Origin of the sequence: Neoroseomonas terrae, assembly GCF_018129025.1 — a bacterium.
Lineage (GTDB): Bacteria > Pseudomonadota > Alphaproteobacteria > Acetobacterales > Acetobacteraceae > Neoroseomonas > Neoroseomonas terrae.
Map to the genome: position 1 here is coordinate 49,021 of NZ_JAAEDI010000001.1, position 17,272 is coordinate 66,292.

The 17,272-nt window shown below is 70.7% G+C and carries 18 protein-coding genes; 10 read left to right on the forward strand and 8 right to left on the reverse strand.

From position 1 onward, the window contains the following. Nucleotides 1–22: 22 nt before the first annotated feature. The 3 genes from proC to GXW78_RS00255 form a co-directional block, all read right to left on the reverse strand. Nucleotides 23–835 (reverse strand): pyrroline-5-carboxylate reductase, encoded by an 813-nt coding sequence (gene proC, locus GXW78_RS00245; RefSeq protein WP_211864985.1) that lies wholly within the window; start codon nt 833–835, stop codon nt 23–25. 33 nt (nt 836–868) lie between these two features. Next, nucleotides 869–2,344, reverse strand: coding sequence for an MFS transporter (locus GXW78_RS00250; RefSeq protein WP_211864986.1), 1,476 nt, complete (start codon nt 2,342–2,344; stop codon nt 869–871). A gap of 301 nt (nt 2,345–2,645) precedes the next feature. Continuing rightward, a complete protein-coding gene (locus tag GXW78_RS00255; RefSeq protein WP_211864987.1) occupies nt 2,646–3,602 on the reverse strand; it encodes an acetyl-CoA carboxylase carboxyltransferase subunit alpha in 957 nt (318 codons plus the stop codon). 129 nt (nt 3,603–3,731) lie between these two features. Here GXW78_RS00255 and GXW78_RS00260 point away from each other — a divergent pair, with 129 nt between their 5' ends. Both GXW78_RS00260 and zigA read left to right on the forward strand, forming a co-directional pair. Continuing rightward, nucleotides 3,732–4,367: a DUF1826 domain-containing protein gene (locus tag GXW78_RS00260; protein WP_211864988.1), complete on the forward strand. Its 636-nt coding sequence runs from the start codon at nt 3,732–3,734 to the stop codon at nt 4,365–4,367. Continuing rightward, nucleotides 4,364–5,563, forward strand: coding sequence for a zinc metallochaperone GTPase ZigA (gene zigA, locus GXW78_RS00265; RefSeq protein ID WP_211864989.1), 1,200 nt, complete (start codon nt 4,364–4,366; stop codon nt 5,561–5,563). The genes GXW78_RS00260 and zigA overlap by 4 nt, the downstream gene beginning before the upstream one ends. 10 nt (nt 5,564–5,573) lie before the next feature. On the opposite strand, the gene GXW78_RS00270 is transcribed toward zigA, so the two are convergent. Both GXW78_RS00270 and GXW78_RS00275 read right to left on the reverse strand, forming a co-directional pair. After that, a complete protein-coding gene (locus GXW78_RS00270; RefSeq protein WP_246521726.1) occupies nt 5,574–6,521 on the reverse strand; it encodes a tyrosine recombinase in 948 nt (315 codons plus the stop codon). Between the two features lie 4 nt (nt 6,522–6,525). Continuing rightward, nucleotides 6,526–6,675, reverse strand: coding sequence for a hypothetical protein (locus GXW78_RS00275; RefSeq protein WP_211864990.1), 150 nt, complete (start codon nt 6,673–6,675; stop codon nt 6,526–6,528). A 56-nt stretch (nt 6,676–6,731) separates the two neighbouring features. Here GXW78_RS00275 and aroB point away from each other — a divergent pair, with 56 nt between their 5' ends. From aroB to GXW78_RS00290, 3 genes are all read left to right on the forward strand, one after another. After that, nucleotides 6,732–8,513 carry a 3-dehydroquinate synthase gene (gene aroB / locus GXW78_RS00280; RefSeq protein ID WP_211864991.1) on the forward strand — a complete coding sequence of 594 codons (1,782 nt, stop codon included), beginning with the start codon at nt 6,732–6,734 and terminating at the stop codon, nt 8,511–8,513. Nucleotides 8,514–8,520: 7 nt separating this feature from the next. After that, nucleotides 8,521–9,318 carry a sulfotransferase family 2 domain-containing protein gene (locus GXW78_RS00285; RefSeq protein WP_211864992.1) on the forward strand — a complete coding sequence of 266 codons (798 nt, stop codon included), beginning with the start codon at nt 8,521–8,523 and terminating at the stop codon, nt 9,316–9,318. Between the two features lie 74 nt (nt 9,319–9,392). Next, nucleotides 9,393–10,526, forward strand: coding sequence for a CaiB/BaiF CoA transferase family protein (locus tag GXW78_RS00290; protein WP_211864993.1), 1,134 nt, complete (start codon nt 9,393–9,395; stop codon nt 10,524–10,526). A gap of 183 nt (nt 10,527–10,709) precedes the next feature. Here GXW78_RS00290 and GXW78_RS00295 read toward each other — a convergent pair whose 3' ends face one another. Next, nucleotides 10,710–11,102: a metallopeptidase family protein gene (locus tag GXW78_RS00295; protein ID WP_211864994.1), complete on the reverse strand. Its 393-nt coding sequence runs from the start codon at nt 11,100–11,102 to the stop codon at nt 10,710–10,712. A 49-nt stretch (nt 11,103–11,151) separates the two neighbouring features. On the opposite strand from GXW78_RS00295, the gene GXW78_RS00300 reads away from it, so the two are divergent. Beyond that, entirely contained in the window at nt 11,152–11,448 is a 297-nt protein-coding gene (locus tag GXW78_RS00300; RefSeq protein WP_211865376.1) for a 4a-hydroxytetrahydrobiopterin dehydratase, read from the forward strand. Here GXW78_RS00300 and purD read toward each other — a convergent pair whose 3' ends face one another. Continuing rightward, nucleotides 11,449–12,717, reverse strand: a complete 1,269-nt coding sequence (purD, locus tag GXW78_RS00305; protein WP_211864995.1) for a phosphoribosylamine--glycine ligase — start codon at nt 12,715–12,717, stop codon at nt 11,449–11,451. It lies immediately after the preceding gene. A 50-nt stretch (nt 12,718–12,767) separates the two neighbouring features. Here purD and xseA point away from each other — a divergent pair, with 50 nt between their 5' ends. The 3 genes from xseA (at nt 12,768) to GXW78_RS00320 (ending at nt 15,930) form a co-directional block, all read left to right on the forward strand. After that, a complete protein-coding gene (xseA, locus tag GXW78_RS00310; RefSeq protein ID WP_211864996.1) occupies nt 12,768–14,219 on the forward strand; it encodes an exodeoxyribonuclease VII large subunit in 1,452 nt (483 codons plus the stop codon). 275 nt (nt 14,220–14,494) lie between these two features. Next, a complete protein-coding gene (locus tag GXW78_RS00315; RefSeq protein WP_338147645.1) occupies nt 14,495–15,325 on the forward strand; it encodes a M23 family metallopeptidase in 831 nt (276 codons plus the stop codon). Further along, nucleotides 15,322–15,930: a class I SAM-dependent methyltransferase gene (locus GXW78_RS00320; RefSeq protein WP_211864998.1), complete on the forward strand. Its 609-nt coding sequence runs from the start codon at nt 15,322–15,324 to the stop codon at nt 15,928–15,930. Before GXW78_RS00315 ends, GXW78_RS00320 begins: the two co-directional genes overlap by 4 nt. Here GXW78_RS00320 and GXW78_RS00325 read toward each other — a convergent pair. Next, complete coding sequence (locus GXW78_RS00325) at nt 15,927–16,271, reverse strand: phage holin family protein (RefSeq protein ID WP_211864999.1); 345 nt, start codon at nt 16,269–16,271, stop codon at nt 15,927–15,929. The genes GXW78_RS00320 and GXW78_RS00325 overlap by 4 nt on opposite strands. Nucleotides 16,272–16,346: 75 nt before the next feature. Between GXW78_RS00325 and yddG the strand changes: the two genes are divergently transcribed. Beyond that, a complete protein-coding gene (yddG, locus tag GXW78_RS00330) occupies nt 16,347–17,189 on the forward strand; it encodes an aromatic amino acid exporter YddG (RefSeq protein ID WP_211865001.1) in 843 nt (280 codons plus the stop codon). The last annotated feature ends 83 nt before the right edge of the window (nt 17,190–17,272 follow it).

Here is a 17,272-nt window from a genome sequence, read left to right on the forward strand (position 1 = left end):
GGGAGCATATGGGATTGCGTGCTCAGCCTGCCAGTTCGCGTGCGCGGTCCGTCGCGGCCTGGATCGCCTTCGACATCAGCGCCGGCCAGGCATCCGGCCCCATCAGCACGTTGAGGGCCCGCTCCGTGGTGCCCTTCGGGCTGGTGACGGCCTTGCGCAGGTCCGCCGCATCCTGGGTGCTGGCCGCCAGCAGCGCCCCCGATCCCGCAACCGTCGCGCGGGCCATCTGGCGCGCGAGCGCCGGGGAAAGGCCCTGCTCGATCGCTGCCTTCTCCATCACCTCGGCCAGCAGGAACACATAGGCCGGGCCACCGCCGGAGACGGCCGTGACCGGATTGATCTGGTCCTCCTGGTCGACCCAGGCGACCTCGCCCACCGCCCGCAGCAGCGCGTCGGCCAGCGCCTTCTGCGCCGGCGTCACGCCATCCGCGGCGAAGGCGGCGGTGAAGCCCTGCCGCACGGCCGCCGGGGTGTTCGGCATGGCACGCACCACGGCGGCGCCGTCGCCCAGCGCGGCCCGCATGGACGCGACCGAGCGCCCCGCCATGATCGAGACGAACAGCGTGTCCCCCGTCGCGAAGCGGGCGAAGGCGGGCAGCGTCGTCGGCGCCTCCTGCGGCTTGATCGCCAGGATCACGGCTGCGGGCTGGAACTCCACGGGGATCGAGGCCGCATCCGGTACGATGGTGGCGCGCGACGCGAAGGCGGCTGCCGCCGGCTCATGCGGTTCGACCACCACGGCGCGGGACAGGCCGCGCTCCAGCCAGCCGGACAGCATGGCGCCGCCCATCTTGCCGCAGCCGATCAGGAGGAGGTCGGGAAGGGTCTCGGTCATGCTTCGCAGCGTAAGGTCCCGCGGCTGCCCCGGCTACACCCGCCGCAGCGGTACCCGCCAGGCGAAGACCGCGCCGGCCGCCATCAGCGCCGCGACGCTCACGAACAGCATGCGGAAGGCTTCGATCAGGTCGGCGCGTAGGGCGGCGGCCACGTCCGGGGCGAGCGTCCCGACAAAGCCCGCACCCTCGGCCACCAGCCGCTGGAAGGCGGGAGCGGTGGCGGGGCCCGTCAGCGTCAGCGCCGCGAAGACCGCCGCCGCGACCAGCGCGGTGCCCGTCGCCGCCCCGATGTTGCGGGAGAAGGCGACGCCGGCCGAGGCCGAGCCAAGCCTCTCCCGCCCCGCCGCCGCCTGGGCCGTGACCTGCACCATGGGGAAGGACGTCCCGGTGCAGAAGGCGACCACCGCCAGAAGGAACACGAGAACGGACAGGGACAGATCCGGCGCGATCACGGCGAGCACCGCCCAGATCGCGCTGCCGACCGGCAGGAACACCGAGGGCCAGCGCATGGCATGGCCGGTCTTCGCGGCCATCCGCCCGGCGAAATAGGCACCGCTGACCCCGCCCACCGACATCGCCAGCAGCATCAGCCCCGACGGCCCGGGCTCCAGCCCGCGCACCGTCTGCAGCCAGACCGGCAGAAAGGAGATCATGCCGACCTGTGCCCCCACGACGCAGGCCGAGACGGCATAGGCGCGCCAGATGGAGGGATCGGCGAACAGGCCCAGCGGCAGCAGCGGGTCCGGCGCCGCGCGCTCGACCCGCAGCAGGAGGGCGCCGGCCCCGACCGCCAGCGCCGCCAGCCCGCACGCCAGCGGCAGCAGCGCCGGGTCGAGCCGTCTGGCGCGATCCAGCCCGATCAGCGCCGCCGCCACCATCACGACGAACAGCGCCAGTCCGAGCCAGTCGAAGCGCAGGCGGACACCAAGCCGGGCCGGCGGCACGTAGGGCAGCCGCCGCGCCAGCAGCGCGCAGAGCGCCGCAACCGGCAGCAGCAGTACGAAGATCGACCGCCAACCGAAAGCCTGCGACAGGTATCCCCCCGCCACCGGGCCGAAGGCGGAGGCGAAGGCGTAAGACCCGGCGATGCGCGCCTGGTATCGCCCGCGTTCTCGCGGTGGCAGCGCCTCTCCGATCAGCGCCTGGGCCAGGGTGAGCAGCGCCCCGCCGCCGAACCCCTGCACGATGCGCGCGGCGACCAGCGCCGGCAGGCTCGGCGCCAGGACGCAGCCAAGGCAGCCGGCGGCGAAGACCGCGAGCGCCACGAAGGTGACGCGGCGCCGCCCGAAGACGTCGCCAAGCTGGCCGAAGATCGGCGCGGCGCAGGTGGCGGCGACCAGGTAGGCGACAAGGATCCAGGATGTACGCTCGATGCCGCCCATCTCGGCGGCGATGGCCGGAAGGGCGGTGGCGACGATGGTCTGGTCCACCGCGGCCAGGAAGATGACCAGCGAGACGCCGGGGAAGGCACGGAGGAACGCGTCGCGGAGGGCGGCCTCGGAGGTCACGCGGAGAAGGCGCCCGGTTTTCGTCGGCCAGGAACCGGAGGGGCGCCGCCCCTCCGTGCCTCCTCGCCAGGATGCTGGGCATCCTGGACCGCAGCTATCTGGCGCCGGGCATGACGGTGATGACCGGCCCGCGAGGCGCGCTTCGTGCGCGAGGGCGGGCTTGGGCGACGATCCTGTCTGCGGTGCGATGCGCCACGTATCGGTTTCCAAAGGCCTCGGGCCTTTGGCGGGGTGGGTTGGAGGGGCAGGGCCCCTCCAATCTCTACCGCGGAGGTAGCGGTGTCCTCCCCCGCGGCCACGCTCAGAGGCTCCCGCTCCGCCCCATCTCCAGGAACTTCTCGCGCCGCCGGGCCCGCAATGTCGCGCCGTCCAGATCGACCAGCGGTGCCAGCAGCTCCGCGATCTTGTCGCCCAGCGCGCCGATCGTCGCCTCGGCATCCCGATGCGCACCGCCCAGCGGTTCCGGCACCATGGCGTCCACAAGGTTCAGCCTGCGGAGGTCGTCCGCGGTCAGCTTCAGCGCCTCGGCCGCCGTCGCGGCCTGCGCGGCGTCGCGCCACAGGATGGAGGCGCAGCCCTCGGGCGAGATCACCGAGTAGATCGCGTGCTCCAGCATGATGATGCGATCGGCGGCGGCGAGCGCGATCGCGCCACCGGACCCGCCCTCGCCGATGATGGAGGCGATAAAGGGAACGGGGGCTTCCAGGCCCGCTTCGATCGACCGGGCGATGGCTTCGGCCTGTCCGCGCGCCTCGGCCTCGATGCCGGGGAAGGCGCCGGCCGTATCCACGAAGGAGAGGATCGGCAGGCCGAAGCGGCCGGCGAGTTCCATCAGGCGCTTTGCCTTCCGATAGCCCTCGGGCCGCGCCATGCCGAAGTTATGCTCCACGCGGCTTTCGGTGTCGTGGCCGCGCTCGGTGCCGATCACCATCACCGCACGCCCGCGGAAGCGGCCCATGCCGCCCATCACCGCCGCGTCGTCGGCGAAGGCGCGGTCGCCGGCCAGCGGCGTGTAGTCCTCGATCAGGGTGGCAACGTAGTCGCGGCAGTGCGGCCGTTCCGGGTGGCGGGCGACCTGGGCCTTCTGCCAGGGCGTCAGCTTGGCGTAGGTGGCCTTCAGCAGCGCCTGTGCCTTGTCGCGCAGCCGACCGACCTCCTCGGCGACGTCGATGCCGCCGGCGTCGGTGGTCCGACGCAGCTCCTCGATCTTGCCTTCGAGCTCGGCGATCGGTTTCTCGAAATCCAGGAAGTGGCGCATGGCCGCGGCGGTTAGCGGAAATTGGGAGCGGGCGCGAGACCCCACGGTGGCCGGGCCGTCGCAACGGGGCTTCTTGCTGGCGATAGAATGAAATAATATAACATTGCAATCTGCTGTCCCGGAGCCGTCATGTCCTTCCTCTGCGAGGTCTTTCCGCCCGATGCCGGGCAGCGCAGCCTGACGGCCGGCGCCTGTGCGGCGGTCAGCGATGACGAGGCGGTGCTGCTGGAAATCCTCCGCGCCGAGGTCGCGCTAGCCTTGTGGCTGCGCCCCGTGCCGGCCGGCTGGTCACGGCTGACGGACCCGCTGCTTGAGACCGCACCCTTCCGCGCCGCCGCCGAGGACGCGCCGGAGGCTGCGGTCGATGCGCTGATGGCCGCGCTGGGGCTGCCGGTACCGTTGGACCTCGCCGTCGACATGACGCAGCTCGCCCGCGTCTTCGCGGCCATCAGCGGCCGGTCGCGGGTCCGGCTGCGGCTCGATGGCGTGACGCATGATGCCTGCCGCCGTTTTCATTGCGATGCCGTGGGCCTGCGGCTGCTCTGCACCTACCGGGGCGTCGGCACGCAATGGACGATGTGCGGACCCGACTGCACCACGCCGCATCAGGCACCGGCCTGCTCCGTCGCGCTGCTCAAGGGCAGCCGCCATGAACCGCCACCGCCGCCCGGCTGCCTCCATCGCTCCCCGCCCGTCAGCCGCCTGCCGGAGAATCGGCGTGCGCGGCTGCTGCTGTGCATCGACGAACCCGGGATCTTCGCATGACCGCCACCGACGCCCGCCTGCCCGTGACCGTGCTCTCGGGATTCCTTGGCGCCGGCAAGACGACGCTGCTGAACCATGTACTGGCCAATCGCGAAGGCCGCCGCGTCGCCGTCATCGTCAACGACATGTCCGAGGTGAACATCGACGCCGCGCTGGTGGACAATGCCGGCACGCTCTCCCGCACCGAGGAGAAGCTGGTCGAGATGTCGAACGGCTGCATCTGCTGCACGCTGCGCGAGGATCTGATGCAGGAAGTCGCCAGGCTGGCGGCTGAGGGCCGCTTCGACGCCCTGCTGATCGAGAGCACCGGCATCGCCGAACCGATGCCCGTCGCCGCGACATTCGACTTCCGAACCGAGGACGGCTTCTCGCTGGCCGACGTCGCCCGGGTCGATTCCATGGTGACGGTCGTCGATGCCAAGGCATGGCTCGAGGATTACGGTTCGGCGGATACGCTGGCGAAGCGCGGCGAGACGGCGGGTGAGGGGGACACACGTTTGCTGGTGGACCTGCTGGTCGAGCAGGTGGAGTTCGCCGACCTGATCGTGCTCAACAAGGCTGATCTGGTCGCGGAGGCCGATCTGCGCCGGCTCGCGGGTATCATTGCCACCTTCAATCCTTCCGCCGAGATCGTCGGTTCCGTGCATGGCCGGGTGCCGCTGGAGCGCATCATCGCGACCGGCCGCTTCGACTACGACGCGGCACGGCAGGCGGCCGGCTGGGCGCAGGCCCTTTCCGGCCACCATCTGCCCGAAAGCGAGGAGTTCGGCATCACCACCTTCGTCTGGCGCGCTCGCCGCCCGCTGCATCCGGCGCGCTTCAAGCGGCTGATCGAGGGCAGCCTGCCTGGTGTGATCCGCGCCAAGGGCTTCTTCTGGCTGGCGAGCCGGCTGGATTGGGCGGGAGAATGGCATCTCGCCGGCCGCGTCGGCCGGCATGAGGGCGCGGGCATGTGGTGGGCGGCGCAGCCGCGCAGTCGCTGGCCGGACGACCCCGCATGGCGCGCCGGCGTGCTGCGGCACTGGATGGAACCTTGGGGCGACCGGCGGCAGGAGATCGTCTTTATCGGCGTTGGCATGGACGAGGCCGCGCTGCGGTCGGACCTCTCCTCTTGCCTGCTGACCGATGCCGAGATGAAGGCGGGCGAAGGCGGCTGGGCCCGGCTGCCCGATCCGTTTCCGACCTGGGCAGGGTGACGGCTGCGCCCTACTGCGCCAGCGGGTGATGCGCCTCGACCAGCGCCTTCAGCCGCGCTTCCAGCACCTTCGTATAGATCTGGGTCGTGGCGATGTCGGCATGGCCCAGCAGCACCTGCAGGCTCCGAAGGTCCGCACCGCGACCGAGCAGGTGGGAAGCGAAGGAGTGCCGCAGCACGTGCGGGCTGACCCGTGCCGGATCGATTCCGGCGGTGAGGGCGGCTTCCTTCAGCAGCAGCGCCAAGGATTGCCGCGTCAGATGCCCTGACGCGGCGCGGGAGGGGAACAGCCAGCGGGCGCCCTTGGCGCCGGCCCGCTCCGCGGCGTCGGTGCGTGCTGCGAGCGCCAGCTCGCGCGCCCGGGCCGAGATCGGTACCAGCCGCTCCTTACCGCCCTTGCCGCGGACGGCAACCAGCCCTTCTTCAGCGCGCAGGGCGCCGGCGGGCAGGGCAATCAGTTCGCTCGCGCGCAGGCCGGAACAATAGAGCAGCTCCGCCGCCGCCGCTGCGACCGGCCCGCGGCGGCTAGGCAAGGCGGCAGCAGCGGCGATCAACGTTTCCACCTCCGCTTCCGACAGCGCCTTTGGCAGGCTGGCGGGCAGGCGGGGGCTTTCGAGCAACTCCGTCGGGTCGTCGGCCCGCACCCCTTCCCGTGCCAGGAACCGATGGAATTGGCGGATCGCCGAGAGGCGTCGCGCCTGGGTGCGCGCGGCATAACCGGCGCCCGCGAGCTGCCGCACCCAGCCACGGAGCGATTCGGCATCCGCCGCATGCACCGCTACGCCGCGTGCGGCGGCAAACCCCGCGAAATCGTCCAGGTCGGCCTGGTAGGCCGCGAGGGTGTTGCGTGCGGCCCCTCGCTCGGCGACCAGCATCTCGAGGAAGGCCTCGACATGGCGCGACAGCCCGACACCGTCCGGCAGGGCCGGCCTCTGGCGCCGCGGGGCCGGGCGTGCCATGCGGCTATCGGCTCGACTGGAACCGTTCGTTGGGGATGGCGCGCTCAACCGGCTGCGGCGGCACGCTGGGCGGGAAAGCCCCCAGGACGAGCAGCCCGACGGCAACCGCGCCCAGTACCAGCAGCAGGATCAGTATGAAGGGGCTGCGGGACATCGGGCGCGGCTTCTCCTTGCGGAACTCGGGGAGCGGATCAGGACGACGGCGATAAGATGTTCAAGAACCTTGACTTTTCAGGACAGGAAATCCGTCGCGGCGATTTCATCCGAACCGATATTGCTCTAGCCTCCGGCCCTGTGTCGCGCAACTCCGCCATCGATCTTCCCGACGAAGACCCCCCGAACCTCCCGCCATCCACTGCTTTTGCACGCGCCGTGGTGCTCGTTGGTATGCCCGGCGCCGGCAAGACGGCGATCGGCCGACGGCTGGCGGCGCGACTCGGCATGCCCTTCCGTGACGCGGATGCCGAGATCGAGTCGGCCGCGGGGATGCCGATCACGGAAATTTTCGCCCGCTATGGCGAGCCGCATTTCCGGGATGGCGAGCGCCGCGTCATCACCCGCCTGCTCGCCGGCCCGCCGCTGGTGCTGGCGACCGGCGGCGGCGCCTTCGCCGACGCCGCGACGCGCGATGCGATCAAGCGGTCAGGCGCCGTCACTCTGTGGTTGCGGTGCGAGCTGGCGACCCTCCTGCGCCGCGTCGCCGGGCGCGAGCACCGGCCGATGTTCCTCAACGCCGATCCTGCCGAGGTGCTGCAGCGCCTGATGGCGGCGCGCCACCCGTTCTATGCCGAGGCCGATGTGACCGTTCAGTGCACTGACGAAAGCCCCGAAGTGACCACACGACGCGTGCAGGAGGCGGTGGAGCACGCGACGACGCCGCGCCGGCTGCCCGTCAGCTTAGGCGAGCACGGCTATGATGTCGTGGTCGGGCGCGGGCTGCTCGGCCGAGCTGGCGGCCTGATCGCGCCGGTACTGCCGGCGCGGCGCGTGGTGGTGGTCAGCGATGCCGCTGTGGCGGCGTTGCACCTGCCGGCGCTGCGGGCGGGGCTGGAAGCCGCCGAGATCAAGGTGCTGGCGGAGATCGCCGTTCCGCCTGGCGAGAGTTCCAAGGACTTCGCCCGCCTGCAGGATGTGCTGGAGCGCATGCTCGCCGCGGGCCTCGACCGTCGCACGACGGTCGTCGCCCTGGGCGGCGGCGTGGTCGGCGATCTGGCTGGCTTCGCGGCGGCAGTCGCCATGCGCGGCGTGCCTTTCGTGCAGGTGCCGACGACATTGCTCGCCCAGGTGGATTCCTCGGTCGGCGGCAAGACCGGCGTGAACCTCAAGGCCGGCAAGAACCTTGCGGGCGCGTTCCACCAGCCGCGCATCGTCCTGGCCGATACCGACACGCTGGCGACGCTGCCACCGCGTGAACTCCGCGCCGGCTATGCCGAGGTCGCCAAGCACGGGCTGTTGCAGGGCGCGCTGTGGGATTGGTGCGAGGCGCATGGCGGCGCCGCGGTCGCGGGTGACGGGGACGCGCTGACCCATGCCGTGCTGGAATCCTGCCGCCTGAAGGCGGCGGTGGTCGCGGCGGATGAGCGTGAGGAAAGTGCCGAGGGTGGCCGCGCGCTGCTGAACCTCGGCCACACCTTCGGCCATGCGCTGGAGGCCGAATGCGGCTTCGACGGCACGCTCCTGCATGGAGAGGCGGTGGCGGTCGGCCTTGGTCTCGCCGCGTCGCTTTCTGCGCGGCTCGGTCATTGCAGCCAGGAATGGCCGTCGCGGGTGATCGCGCATCTGGCGGCTTGCGGCCTGCCGGCGCGCATCGGCGATCTGCCGCACCGCTTCACGGTGGATGCGCTGATGGGCCGCATGGCGAAGGATAAGAAGAATCGCGACGGGCAGATGCGCTTCGTGCTGCTGCGCGGCCCCGGCGACGTCTTCACCAGCAGCGAGGTTCCGCGCGAGGCTGTGACGGCGCTGCTGCGGGACGAGGGCGCGGCGAGCTAGCGATCCGATGAACGAACCGGCATTCCCGCCCGCGGCTGGCCGCAAGCTGGTCTTCCTGCATCTGCCGAAGACCGGGGGCACGACGCTGCACCATCATTTCTCCGAGGCGTTCGCGCCGGAGGAGATCTGCCCCGTGCGCTTTTCCCAGCTCAACCAGATCCCCACGGCGACGCTGGCGACCTATCGCTTCTTCTCCGGACACTACACGTTCGAGCAGATCCGCCTGATCCCCGGCCGCAGCTTCGTCGTGACCGTGCTGCGCGATCCCGTCGAGCGCATCCTCTCGACCTACTACTTCTGGAAAAGGCATCGTGCCGCGGTGGTCGAGGAGCATAATCTGGCTGGCCCCGCTGCGGCGCGGTCCAACGACCTGCTCGGCTTTCTGCGCAGCCCGATCCCCGAGGTGCGCGATTCGATCGAGAACACCATGGTGCGCTACCTGGCGGGCGGCGTGAACATCGATGGCGAGGGCAAGTACATCTTCCGCAATTGCGGCATTCCGACCCGCCTCAGCGAAATGCAGCTGCTGCACCGCGCCACCGGCAACCTGCTGGCGACGGACGTTTTCGGCTTCACCTCGAATCTCGGCGAGGTCTACGCGAAGGTCAGCCTGGCCTTCGACATGAAGCGGCTGCAGCGGCTCGAGCGACTGAACACGCGCACCAGCGAGCGCGACATCCTCGAGCCGGCCGTCGAGGAGGAGATTACGCCGCCGATCCGTGCGGAGCTCAACCGGCTCACCTCATTGGACCGCGTTCTGTACCGGGTGGCGCGATCCCATCGGCAGGAGGAGCGGGAGCGGTAAAACCCGCCGCCCCTGGCCCTGTGACGACAAGCCCCTATGCTGGCGCCAATGCGCGTTGAGGGAGCGAAGCGCCGATGATCCTGCCGCTTGACGGTGTCCGCGTGATCGAGGTGGGGCAGGCTCTGGCCGGCCCGCTCGCAGGGGCGGTCATGGCCGATATGGGCGCTGACGTGATCAAGGTGGAGAAGCCCGATGGCGGCGACGATGCGCGTCTCTGGGGCCCGCCCTTCGGGCCGGACGGCGTCACCTCGCTGTACTTCCACGGACAGAACCGCAACAAGCGCTCGATCACGCTCGACCTCAAGGCGGCGGATGATGTCGAGGCGCTGCATCGCCTCTGTGAGACCGCCGATATCCTGATCCAGAATCTCCGCCCCGGCGTGGTGGAGGAGATCGGCATCGGGCCGGCGGCGATGCTCGAACGCCATCCGCGGTTGATCTACTGCTCGATCTGGGCGTTCGGCGCGACCGGTCCGATGAAGATGCGGCCTGGCTTCGACCCTCTGCTGCAGGCCTATGGCGGCATGATGAGCGTGACCGGGCGGCCGCAGGATCCGCCGACCTTCTGCGGCGCCTCGATCAACGACAAGGCGACCGGCATGTTCACCGTGATCGGTGCGCTGGGCGCGCTGCGGCGGCGCGACATCACGGGCAAGGGCTGCGTCGTCGATACCTCGCTGTTCGAGACGGCGGTGCACTGGGTGGAAGGGCAGGTGAACAACCACCTCGCGACCGGCGACGTGCCGCAGCGCCACGGCACGGGCGCCGCGGTGATCGTGCCGTACCAGGTGTTCGACTGCGCGGATCGGCCGATGTGCCTGGCTGCCGGGAACGACCGGCTGTGGGCGCGTTGTGCGCAGGTGCTGGGCCACCCCGAATGGGCGACCGACGAGCGCTTCGCCAGGAGCCGCGCGCGCGTGCACAACAAGCCAACGCTGGTGGCGCTGATCGCCGAAGTACTGAAGACCCGCCCGCGCGATGAATGGATTGCGGCGCTGGAAGCGGCCGGCGTGCCTTGCGCTGCGGTGAACGATATCGGCGAGGTCGCGGCCAGCGCGCAGTTCGCCGCGGTGGACATCGCGCAGGATTTGCCGGGCGGGCCGCGGGTGGTGGGGCTGCCGATCTCCTTCGACGGGGAGCGGCCGCGCTCCGCCCGCGGCGCGCCGGCGCTAGGCGAGCATAATGCGGAGGTGCTGGGTCGGCGCTAAGCCCAGGGCGCTACCGCTGCCCTTCGGCACGATGCCCTGCATCGGGCCTGGAGCCGGCGGCGCGACAGCGCCGGGACCGACAGTCGCGCCTAACGCGGCGATGCATGGCGCACGAGCGAAGGCGGCGCCCGGCGCTTGAGGGCAAACGGAGCACAGGGTGGCCGAGGGGATCGGCCGCCTTCATCAGTCGTCCTCTTCCAGCCGGTCGATATCGTCGTCCGACAGACCGAAATGGTGGCCGATCTCGTGGATCAGCACGTTGCGGACGAGGCTAAACAGGTCCTCGCCAGTCTCGATCCATTCCAGAAGGATGGGCTCGCGGTACAGCAGGATGCGGTCAGGTTCCCGCGGGACGTCGCCACCCGATTTCAGCGTGAGCGGCACGCCCTGGTACAGGCCGGTCAGTTCCCACGGGCTTTCAAGGCCCATTTCCCGCAAGGTGTCGTCATCCGGCACGTCCTCGACAAGGATTGCCGTGCCGCGCACGAGATCGCGCAGCGGCTCGGGGATGGCGGCGAGGGCGTGCTCCGCCATCTCTACCAGATCGTCGAGGCCGGGCGGGGTGGTGAAACGCATGGCGCGCGTCATGCGGGCCGCGCAGGGCTCGCGTCAAGCAATTGAGGAGATGGCCGTGGTCGAGAAGCTGGATCCCGAGAGCCGGGCCGCGCTGGGTCGGGAGGTCCCGCAGTGGCGCATGGCGGATGGCCGGGATGCCATCAGCCGGACGTTCAAATTTGCGGACTTCAACGAGGCGTGGGGCTTCATGGCCCGCGTCGCAATGCTGGCGGAAAAACAGGATCACCACCCGGAATGGACCAATGTGTGGAACAAGGTGGAGATTACCTTGTCCACGCATGACGCAGGGGGGCTGAGCGAACGGGATGTGGCGCTGGCGAAGGCGATCGACTCGCTGCTGAAGTGACTACAGCGCCCGCCACCCGATGTCCCGCCGGCAGAATCCCTCCGGCCAGTCGATCGCATCCACCGCGGCGTAGGCGGCCGCCTGCGCTTCGGCCAGTGTCGCACCCGTCGCCGTCACGCCGAGCACCCGCCCGCCCGTCGCGATGAGGGCGCCATCCCCCCGCCGCGCGGTGCCGGCGTGGAAGATCTGTACGCCGGGCATCTGGGCTGCCCGTTCCAGGCTGCGGATCTCCGTTCCCTTGGCGTAGCTGCCCGGATAGCCCCGCGCGGCCATGACGACGACGAGGGAGTGCAGTGGTTCCCAACGCAGGTCGAAGCGTGCCAACTCGCCATCGCAGGCGGCGAGCAGCGCGGGCAGCAGGTCGCTCCGCAGCCGTACCATCAGCGCCTGGCATTCGGGGTCGCCGAAGCGGACGTTGAACTCGATCAGGCGCGGGCCGTCGGCGGTGATCATCAGGCCGACGAAGAGGATGCCGCGGAAGGGCGTGCCGCGTTTCGTCATCTCGGCCAGGACCGGGTTCACGATGCGGGCCATGACGTCATCGCGCAGCGCATCGGTGAAGACGGGCGGTGGAGAATACGCGCCCATGCCCCCGGTGTTCGGCCCGGTATCGCCATCCCCGACGCGCTTGTGGTCCTGCGCGGCGCCGAGCGGCAGTGCCGTGGCGCCGTCGCACAGCGCGAAGAAGGAAACCTCCTGGCCGACCAGGCATTCCTCGATCAGCACGGTCGCGCCGGAGTCGCCATGCACGCGCGCTTCCATGATGTCGGCGATGGCCGCCTCGGCTTCCTCTACCGTCGCGGCGACGACCACGCCTTTGCCGGCGGCAAGGCCATCCGCCTTGACGACGATCGGCGCGCCTTGCTGCCGCACATAGGCCTTCGCCGCCGCCGGGTCGGTGAAGCGCTGCCACTGCGCACCGGGCGCACCGGCGGCGTCCGCGATCTCGCGCGTGAAGACCTTGCTGCCTTCAAGCTGCGCGGCCGCCCGGGATGGCCCGAAGCACCTGATCCCGGCCGCCTGGCAGGCATCGGCAAGCCCCGCGACCAGCGGCGGCTCGCCGCCCACCACGACGAGGTCGACGGCCCTGTCCTTCGCGAATGCCACCAGCCCCGGAATGTCGAGCGAATCGATCGGAACGCAGTCCGCGACCTCGGCGATGCCCGCGTTGCCCGGGGCGCACCACAATGTGTCGAGCAGCGGCGATGCCGCGATCGCCCAGCACAGCGCGTGTTCCCGCCCGCCGCCGCCGACCACCAGGACCTTCATCGCGACCACCCCCGCTTTGGACCGGCCGCGCCTTAGCATAGGGTGGCCCCATGGACACCCCGGCGGCCTCCAACATCCCGGAATATGCGGTCTCGGACCTCGCCGGCGCCATCCGCCGCACGCTGGAGGGTACCTTCGGCCGTGTGCGGGTGCGCGGCGAGATCACGGAGCTCAAGCGCTACCCCTCGGGCCATATCTATCTCTCGCTGAAGGACGCCGACGCGAAGATCGAGGCGGTGATCTGGAAATCCGCCGTCCGCAACCTCGGCACCATGCCCGAGAACGGCGTCGAGATGATCGCGACGGGCCGCATCTCCACCTACGTGGACCGGTCCAAGTACCAGCTTGTCATCGACCGGCTGGAATATGCCGGGGAGGGCGCGCTGCTCGCGCGCATCGAGGCGCTGCGCAAGCGGCTGCTGGAAGAAGGCCTGTTCGACGACGCGCGCAAGAAGCGCATCCCGCGCCTGCCGCAGGTGATCGGTGTCGTGACGTCCGAGAAGGGCGCCGTCATCCAGGACATCCGCACCACCATCGCGCGGCGCTTCCCGCGGCGGATCCTGCTCTGGCCGGTGGTGGTGCAGGGTCAGGGCGCGGCCGAGCAGGTCGCCGCCGCCATCCGCGGCTTCGATGCCATCGCGCCGGGCGGGCGCGTCCCGCGCCCCGACGTGCTGATCGTCGCCCGCGGCGGCGGATCGCTCGAGGACCTGATGGCGTTCAACGAGGAGATCGTCATCCGCGCCGTCGCTGCCTGCTCCATCCCGCTCATCAGCGCGGTGGGGCATGAGACGGATACGACGCTGATCGACTTCGCTTCCGACCGCCGCGCGCCGACACCGACGGCGGCGGCGGAACTCGCGGTGCCCGCGCGGGCCGAGATGGCGGCGGCGCTGGCGCAGACCGGTGCACGGCTGGCGCAGGCCGCGGCCGGGCTGCTGAACGCCGTGCGGCTGCGCCTGCTGCGCGCCGAGCGCCGCCTGCCGGACGTCCCGGCGCGGCTTGCTCAGTCCCGCCAGCGGGTGGACGATATCGGCGAACGCCTGCCGCGCGCGCTGGTGTCGCTGCTGGAACGGCGCCGGCAGTCGCTTGCCACCCTGCGCGTGCCGCATCCGCGGGAAGGAATTCTCGCCCGCCGCGCAGCCGTGCAGGGCCTTGCGCTGCGCCTGTCGGCCGCCTGGGCGCGCCAGCGCGACGCCCGCGCGACGGCCCGTGCCCTGACCCGGCTTTCACCGGCACCCGTGCAGGCACTGATCCGCCAACGGCGCACGGTGCTCGAAGGGCTGTCCGCACGCCTTGAAAGCGCGTCCTACCAATCCGTCCTCGCACGCGGCTTCGCGCTGGTGCGGGATGCGGAAGGCCATGCGGTCACGGCGGCGAAGCGCGTGACGGCCGGGCAGGCGCTACGACTGACCTTCGCGGACGGCGAAGTGCGCGCGCAGGCGGAAGGCGGGGCACCGCGGGGCCGGAAGGGCCAGGCACCGGAACAAGGGTCGTTGCTGTGAGTTCGGCACGCGACCGGAGTGGTGCGGAGGGCTCCCCGGAAAGGGGCTTTGTCCTTCTCCGGACCTCACCCCAGCAAAGGCCGAAGGGCCTTTGCAAACCTCAACCTGGTGCCGGGCCCGACGGGACGGTTTCACGGCAGAGCGGCCCTCGCGCGCCCCGTTTGGGAGAATCCTCGGCGATGAGCACAGGCATGGCCGCTACTCTGCCGTTGCAGCCGCTGCGCCCGACACCAGCTCGAGGTTTCCAAAGGCCTTTCGGCCTTTGGCGGAGTGGCGTGGAGGGGCAGAGCCCCTCCACCTGCACCCGTCGCGCCCTGCTCGCCCTCCCCGCACTGCTGCTCGCCCGTCCCGCCGCAGCCGCCTTCACGCTTTCCGACCGCGGCCTCACCCAGGGCGGCTTCGTCGTCGGCCATGCTCCGCCGGGGTCGCGCGCGGCGCTTGATGGCCGGGCGCTGCGCGTCACGGCGGACGGCACCTTCGCCTTTGGCTTCGGGCGCGACCACGGCACGGCGGCGGTGCTCACCGTCATCGGACCGGACAACCGGCGGGAGGAACGCCGCCTCCCCATCGCGCGGCGACGCTGGCAGGAACAACGGATCAACGGCCTGCCGCCCGCGCAGGTGACCCCCGATGAGGAAACGCTCCAGCGCATCTTGCGGGAGCGCGAGAAGCTTGCCGCTGCCCGCGCGGTCGACAGCCCGCTGACGGGGTTTTCGCAGGGGTTCATCGCGCCGGCGACCGGGCGCATTTCGGGCGTCTACGGCAGCCGGCGCATTCTGAACGGGCAGCCGCGGCAGCCGCATTACGGGCTGGATTTCGCGGTGCCGACAGGCACGCCGCTGAAGGCCGTGGCGGCGGGTCGGGTCACGCTGGCCGACAGCTTCCATTTTTTCGGCAACCTGGTCGTCATCGACCACGGGCACGGGGTGAACTCGCTCTATGCCCATCTCTCGGCGATCGAGGTGCGGGAAGGGCAAATGGTCGGCCAGGGCGAGCGCATCGCGCAGTCGGGCGCGACGGGGCGGGTGACCGGGCCGCATCTGCATTTCTCCTTCTCCTGGTTCCACACCTTCCTGGACCCGCAGCCGGTGGTCCTGCCGGGATGAGTACCTCGCTCGCCTGGGATGAACGCTATGGCGGCGGCGCCTTCCAGTTCGGGGAGGCGCCGAATCTGTTCCTGCTGGAGCAGGCGCATCGGCTGAGACGCGGCATGCGTGCGCTGTCGGTGGGTGACGGGGAGGGGCGCAACGGCGTCTGGCTCGCGGAACAGGGGCTGGAGGCGACGGCGCTGGACTGGTCCAGCGTCGGGCTTGCGAAGGCACAGGCACTGGCCAACCGGCGGGGCGCAGGAATCACGACCGTCGTCGCCGATCTGTCGCGCTGGGACTGGCCGGAGAAGCGCTTCGACCTGATCGCGTGGATCTATGTCCACCTGCCGCCGGAGGACCGCGCGGCCGCCTGCGCCGGGGTGCTGCGCGCGCTGGCGCCCGGCGGGTTGTTGGTCATGGAATGCTTTACCCCGGCGCAGGAGGGTCGGCGCAGCGGCGGGCCGAAGGACCCGTCGCTGTTGTGGTCCCGCGCACTGGTGGAACAGCACTTCGCGGGGCTGGAGGTGCTGGCGCTGCTCGAGGGCGCTGTGTGGCTGGACGAAGGCCCGCGCCACCAGGGCCTGGCGGAGGTCGTGCGCGCGGTGCTGCGCCGGCCGGGCTAATCCTTCACCATCACGGCGTTCATCACGGCCGAGACGATCGACACCACGATCGCGCCGAACAGCGCGGACCAGAAGCCGGACACGGTGAAGCCCGGCACCAGCCAGCCGACCAGACCCAGCATCGCCGCATTCACCACCAGCAGGAACAGCCCCAGCGTCAGAATGGTGGCCGGTAGCGAAAGCAGCACCACCAGGGGCCGAAGGATCGCATTGACGATGCCGAGCACGAGGGCGGCAAGGATCAGCGTGGATGCATCCGGTGCCGACAGCCCCGGCACGATCGACACGGCGACCCAGAGGGCAACGGCAGCAACCGCCGTCCTGACGAGGAAACCAACCATTTCGTGCTCATCGATCCTGCATGGTAGAGGGCACCGGCGGCGACGCGCCGACCTTTCCAACCTGCCCCGGAACGCATGTCCTCCGCCACCCTCGCCGGCTGTGCCGCCCTTGTTCTCTGGGCATTCCTCGCCTTGCTCGCGCGCATGGCGGGCGGGCTGCCGCCGCTCGAACTGACCGCGCTTGCCTTCGCCGCCGGCGGGCTGCTGGCGCTGGCGGTGGTCGCGGCGCGCGGGCGTGTCGCGCTGCTGCGGCAGGGGCCACTCGCCTGGATGCACGGCGTCGGCGGGCTGTTCGGCTATCACGCGCTGTACTTCGCCGCGCTCGCCCTGGCGCCGGCCGTTGAGGCGAACCTGCTCAACTATCTCTGGCCGCTGCTGATCGTGCTGCTGTCGGGGCCGATCCTCGGGCTGCGGCTCGGGCCGCGTCGGCTGGCGGGCGTGGCGCTCGGCTTTGCCGGCTGCGTGCTGCTGGTGGGCGCCGGCGCATCCTTTCCGCCCGGCGCCGCCCCGGGCTTCGCGGCGGCAGTGGGCTGCGCGGTGGTCTGGTCGGTCTACTCGGTCACGTCGAAGCGGATGGCCGCCGTGCCGACCGAGGCGCTGGCCGGCTTCTGCCTGGCGACCGCGCTGCTGGCCGGTGCGACGCATCTGGCATTCGAGACGACGGTGATGCCGGACGCGCGGCAGTGGCTCGCGGTGCTGCTGCTGGGCGCAGGGCCGCTCGGCGCGGCCTTCTTCCTGTGGGACGCGGGGATGAAGCGGGGCGATCCGCGGTTGCTCGGCACGCTGGCCTATGCGGTGCCGGTGGCCTCGACGTTGCTGCTGGTGGTGGCGGGGGAAGGCACGTTGACGTGGCGCGCCGCGCTTGCGGCGATGCTGGTGGCCGGGGGCGGGCTGCTCGCGGCTACAGCCCGAGGATAGGGGGGTAGGTTTTCGTCTTCGCGAAAAACCATCTAGCCTTGTCCGATCGGGCGCCATGAACGAGCGCCGCACGGGAGAGACGA

What these genes read in the sequence shown, in the direction of transcription:
- proC (WP_211864985.1), bottom strand. Translation starts at nt 835, where the DNA reads ATGACCGAGACCCTTCCCGACCTCCTCCTGATCGGCTGCGGCAAGATG.
- GXW78_RS00255 (WP_211864987.1), bottom strand. Translation starts at nt 3,602, where the DNA reads ATGCGCCACTTCCTGGATTTCGAGAAACCGATCGCCGAGCTCGAAGGC.
- GXW78_RS00260 (WP_211864988.1), top strand. Translation starts at nt 3,732, where the DNA reads ATGTCCTTCCTCTGCGAGGTCTTTCCGCCCGATGCCGGGCAGCGCAGC.
- zigA (WP_211864989.1), top strand. Translation starts at nt 4,364, where the DNA reads ATGACCGCCACCGACGCCCGCCTGCCCGTGACCGTGCTCTCGGGATTC.
- GXW78_RS00270 (WP_246521726.1), bottom strand. Translation starts at nt 6,521, where the DNA reads ATGGCACGCCCGGCCCCGCGGCGCCAGAGGCCGGCCCTGCCGGACGGT.
- GXW78_RS00275 (WP_211864990.1), bottom strand. Translation starts at nt 6,675, where the DNA reads ATGTCCCGCAGCCCCTTCATACTGATCCTGCTGCTGGTACTGGGCGCG.
- aroB (WP_211864991.1), top strand. Translation starts at nt 6,732, where the DNA reads ATGTTCAAGAACCTTGACTTTTCAGGACAGGAAATCCGTCGCGGCGAT.
- GXW78_RS00285 (WP_211864992.1), top strand. Translation starts at nt 8,521, where the DNA reads ATGAACGAACCGGCATTCCCGCCCGCGGCTGGCCGCAAGCTGGTCTTC.
- GXW78_RS00290 (WP_211864993.1), top strand. Translation starts at nt 9,393, where the DNA reads ATGATCCTGCCGCTTGACGGTGTCCGCGTGATCGAGGTGGGGCAGGCT.
- GXW78_RS00295 (WP_211864994.1), bottom strand. Translation starts at nt 11,102, where the DNA reads ATGCGTTTCACCACCCCGCCCGGCCTCGACGATCTGGTAGAGATGGCG.
- GXW78_RS00300 (WP_211865376.1), top strand. Translation starts at nt 11,152, where the DNA reads ATGGCCGTGGTCGAGAAGCTGGATCCCGAGAGCCGGGCCGCGCTGGGT.
- purD (WP_211864995.1), bottom strand. Translation starts at nt 12,717, where the DNA reads ATGAAGGTCCTGGTGGTCGGCGGCGGCGGGCGGGAACACGCGCTGTGC.
- xseA (WP_211864996.1), top strand. Translation starts at nt 12,768, where the DNA reads ATGGACACCCCGGCGGCCTCCAACATCCCGGAATATGCGGTCTCGGAC.
- GXW78_RS00320 (WP_211864998.1), top strand. Translation starts at nt 15,322, where the DNA reads ATGAGTACCTCGCTCGCCTGGGATGAACGCTATGGCGGCGGCGCCTTC.
- GXW78_RS00325 (WP_211864999.1), bottom strand. Translation starts at nt 16,271, where the DNA reads ATGGTTGGTTTCCTCGTCAGGACGGCGGTTGCTGCCGTTGCCCTCTGG.
- yddG (WP_211865001.1), top strand. Translation starts at nt 16,347, where the DNA reads ATGTCCTCCGCCACCCTCGCCGGCTGTGCCGCCCTTGTTCTCTGGGCA.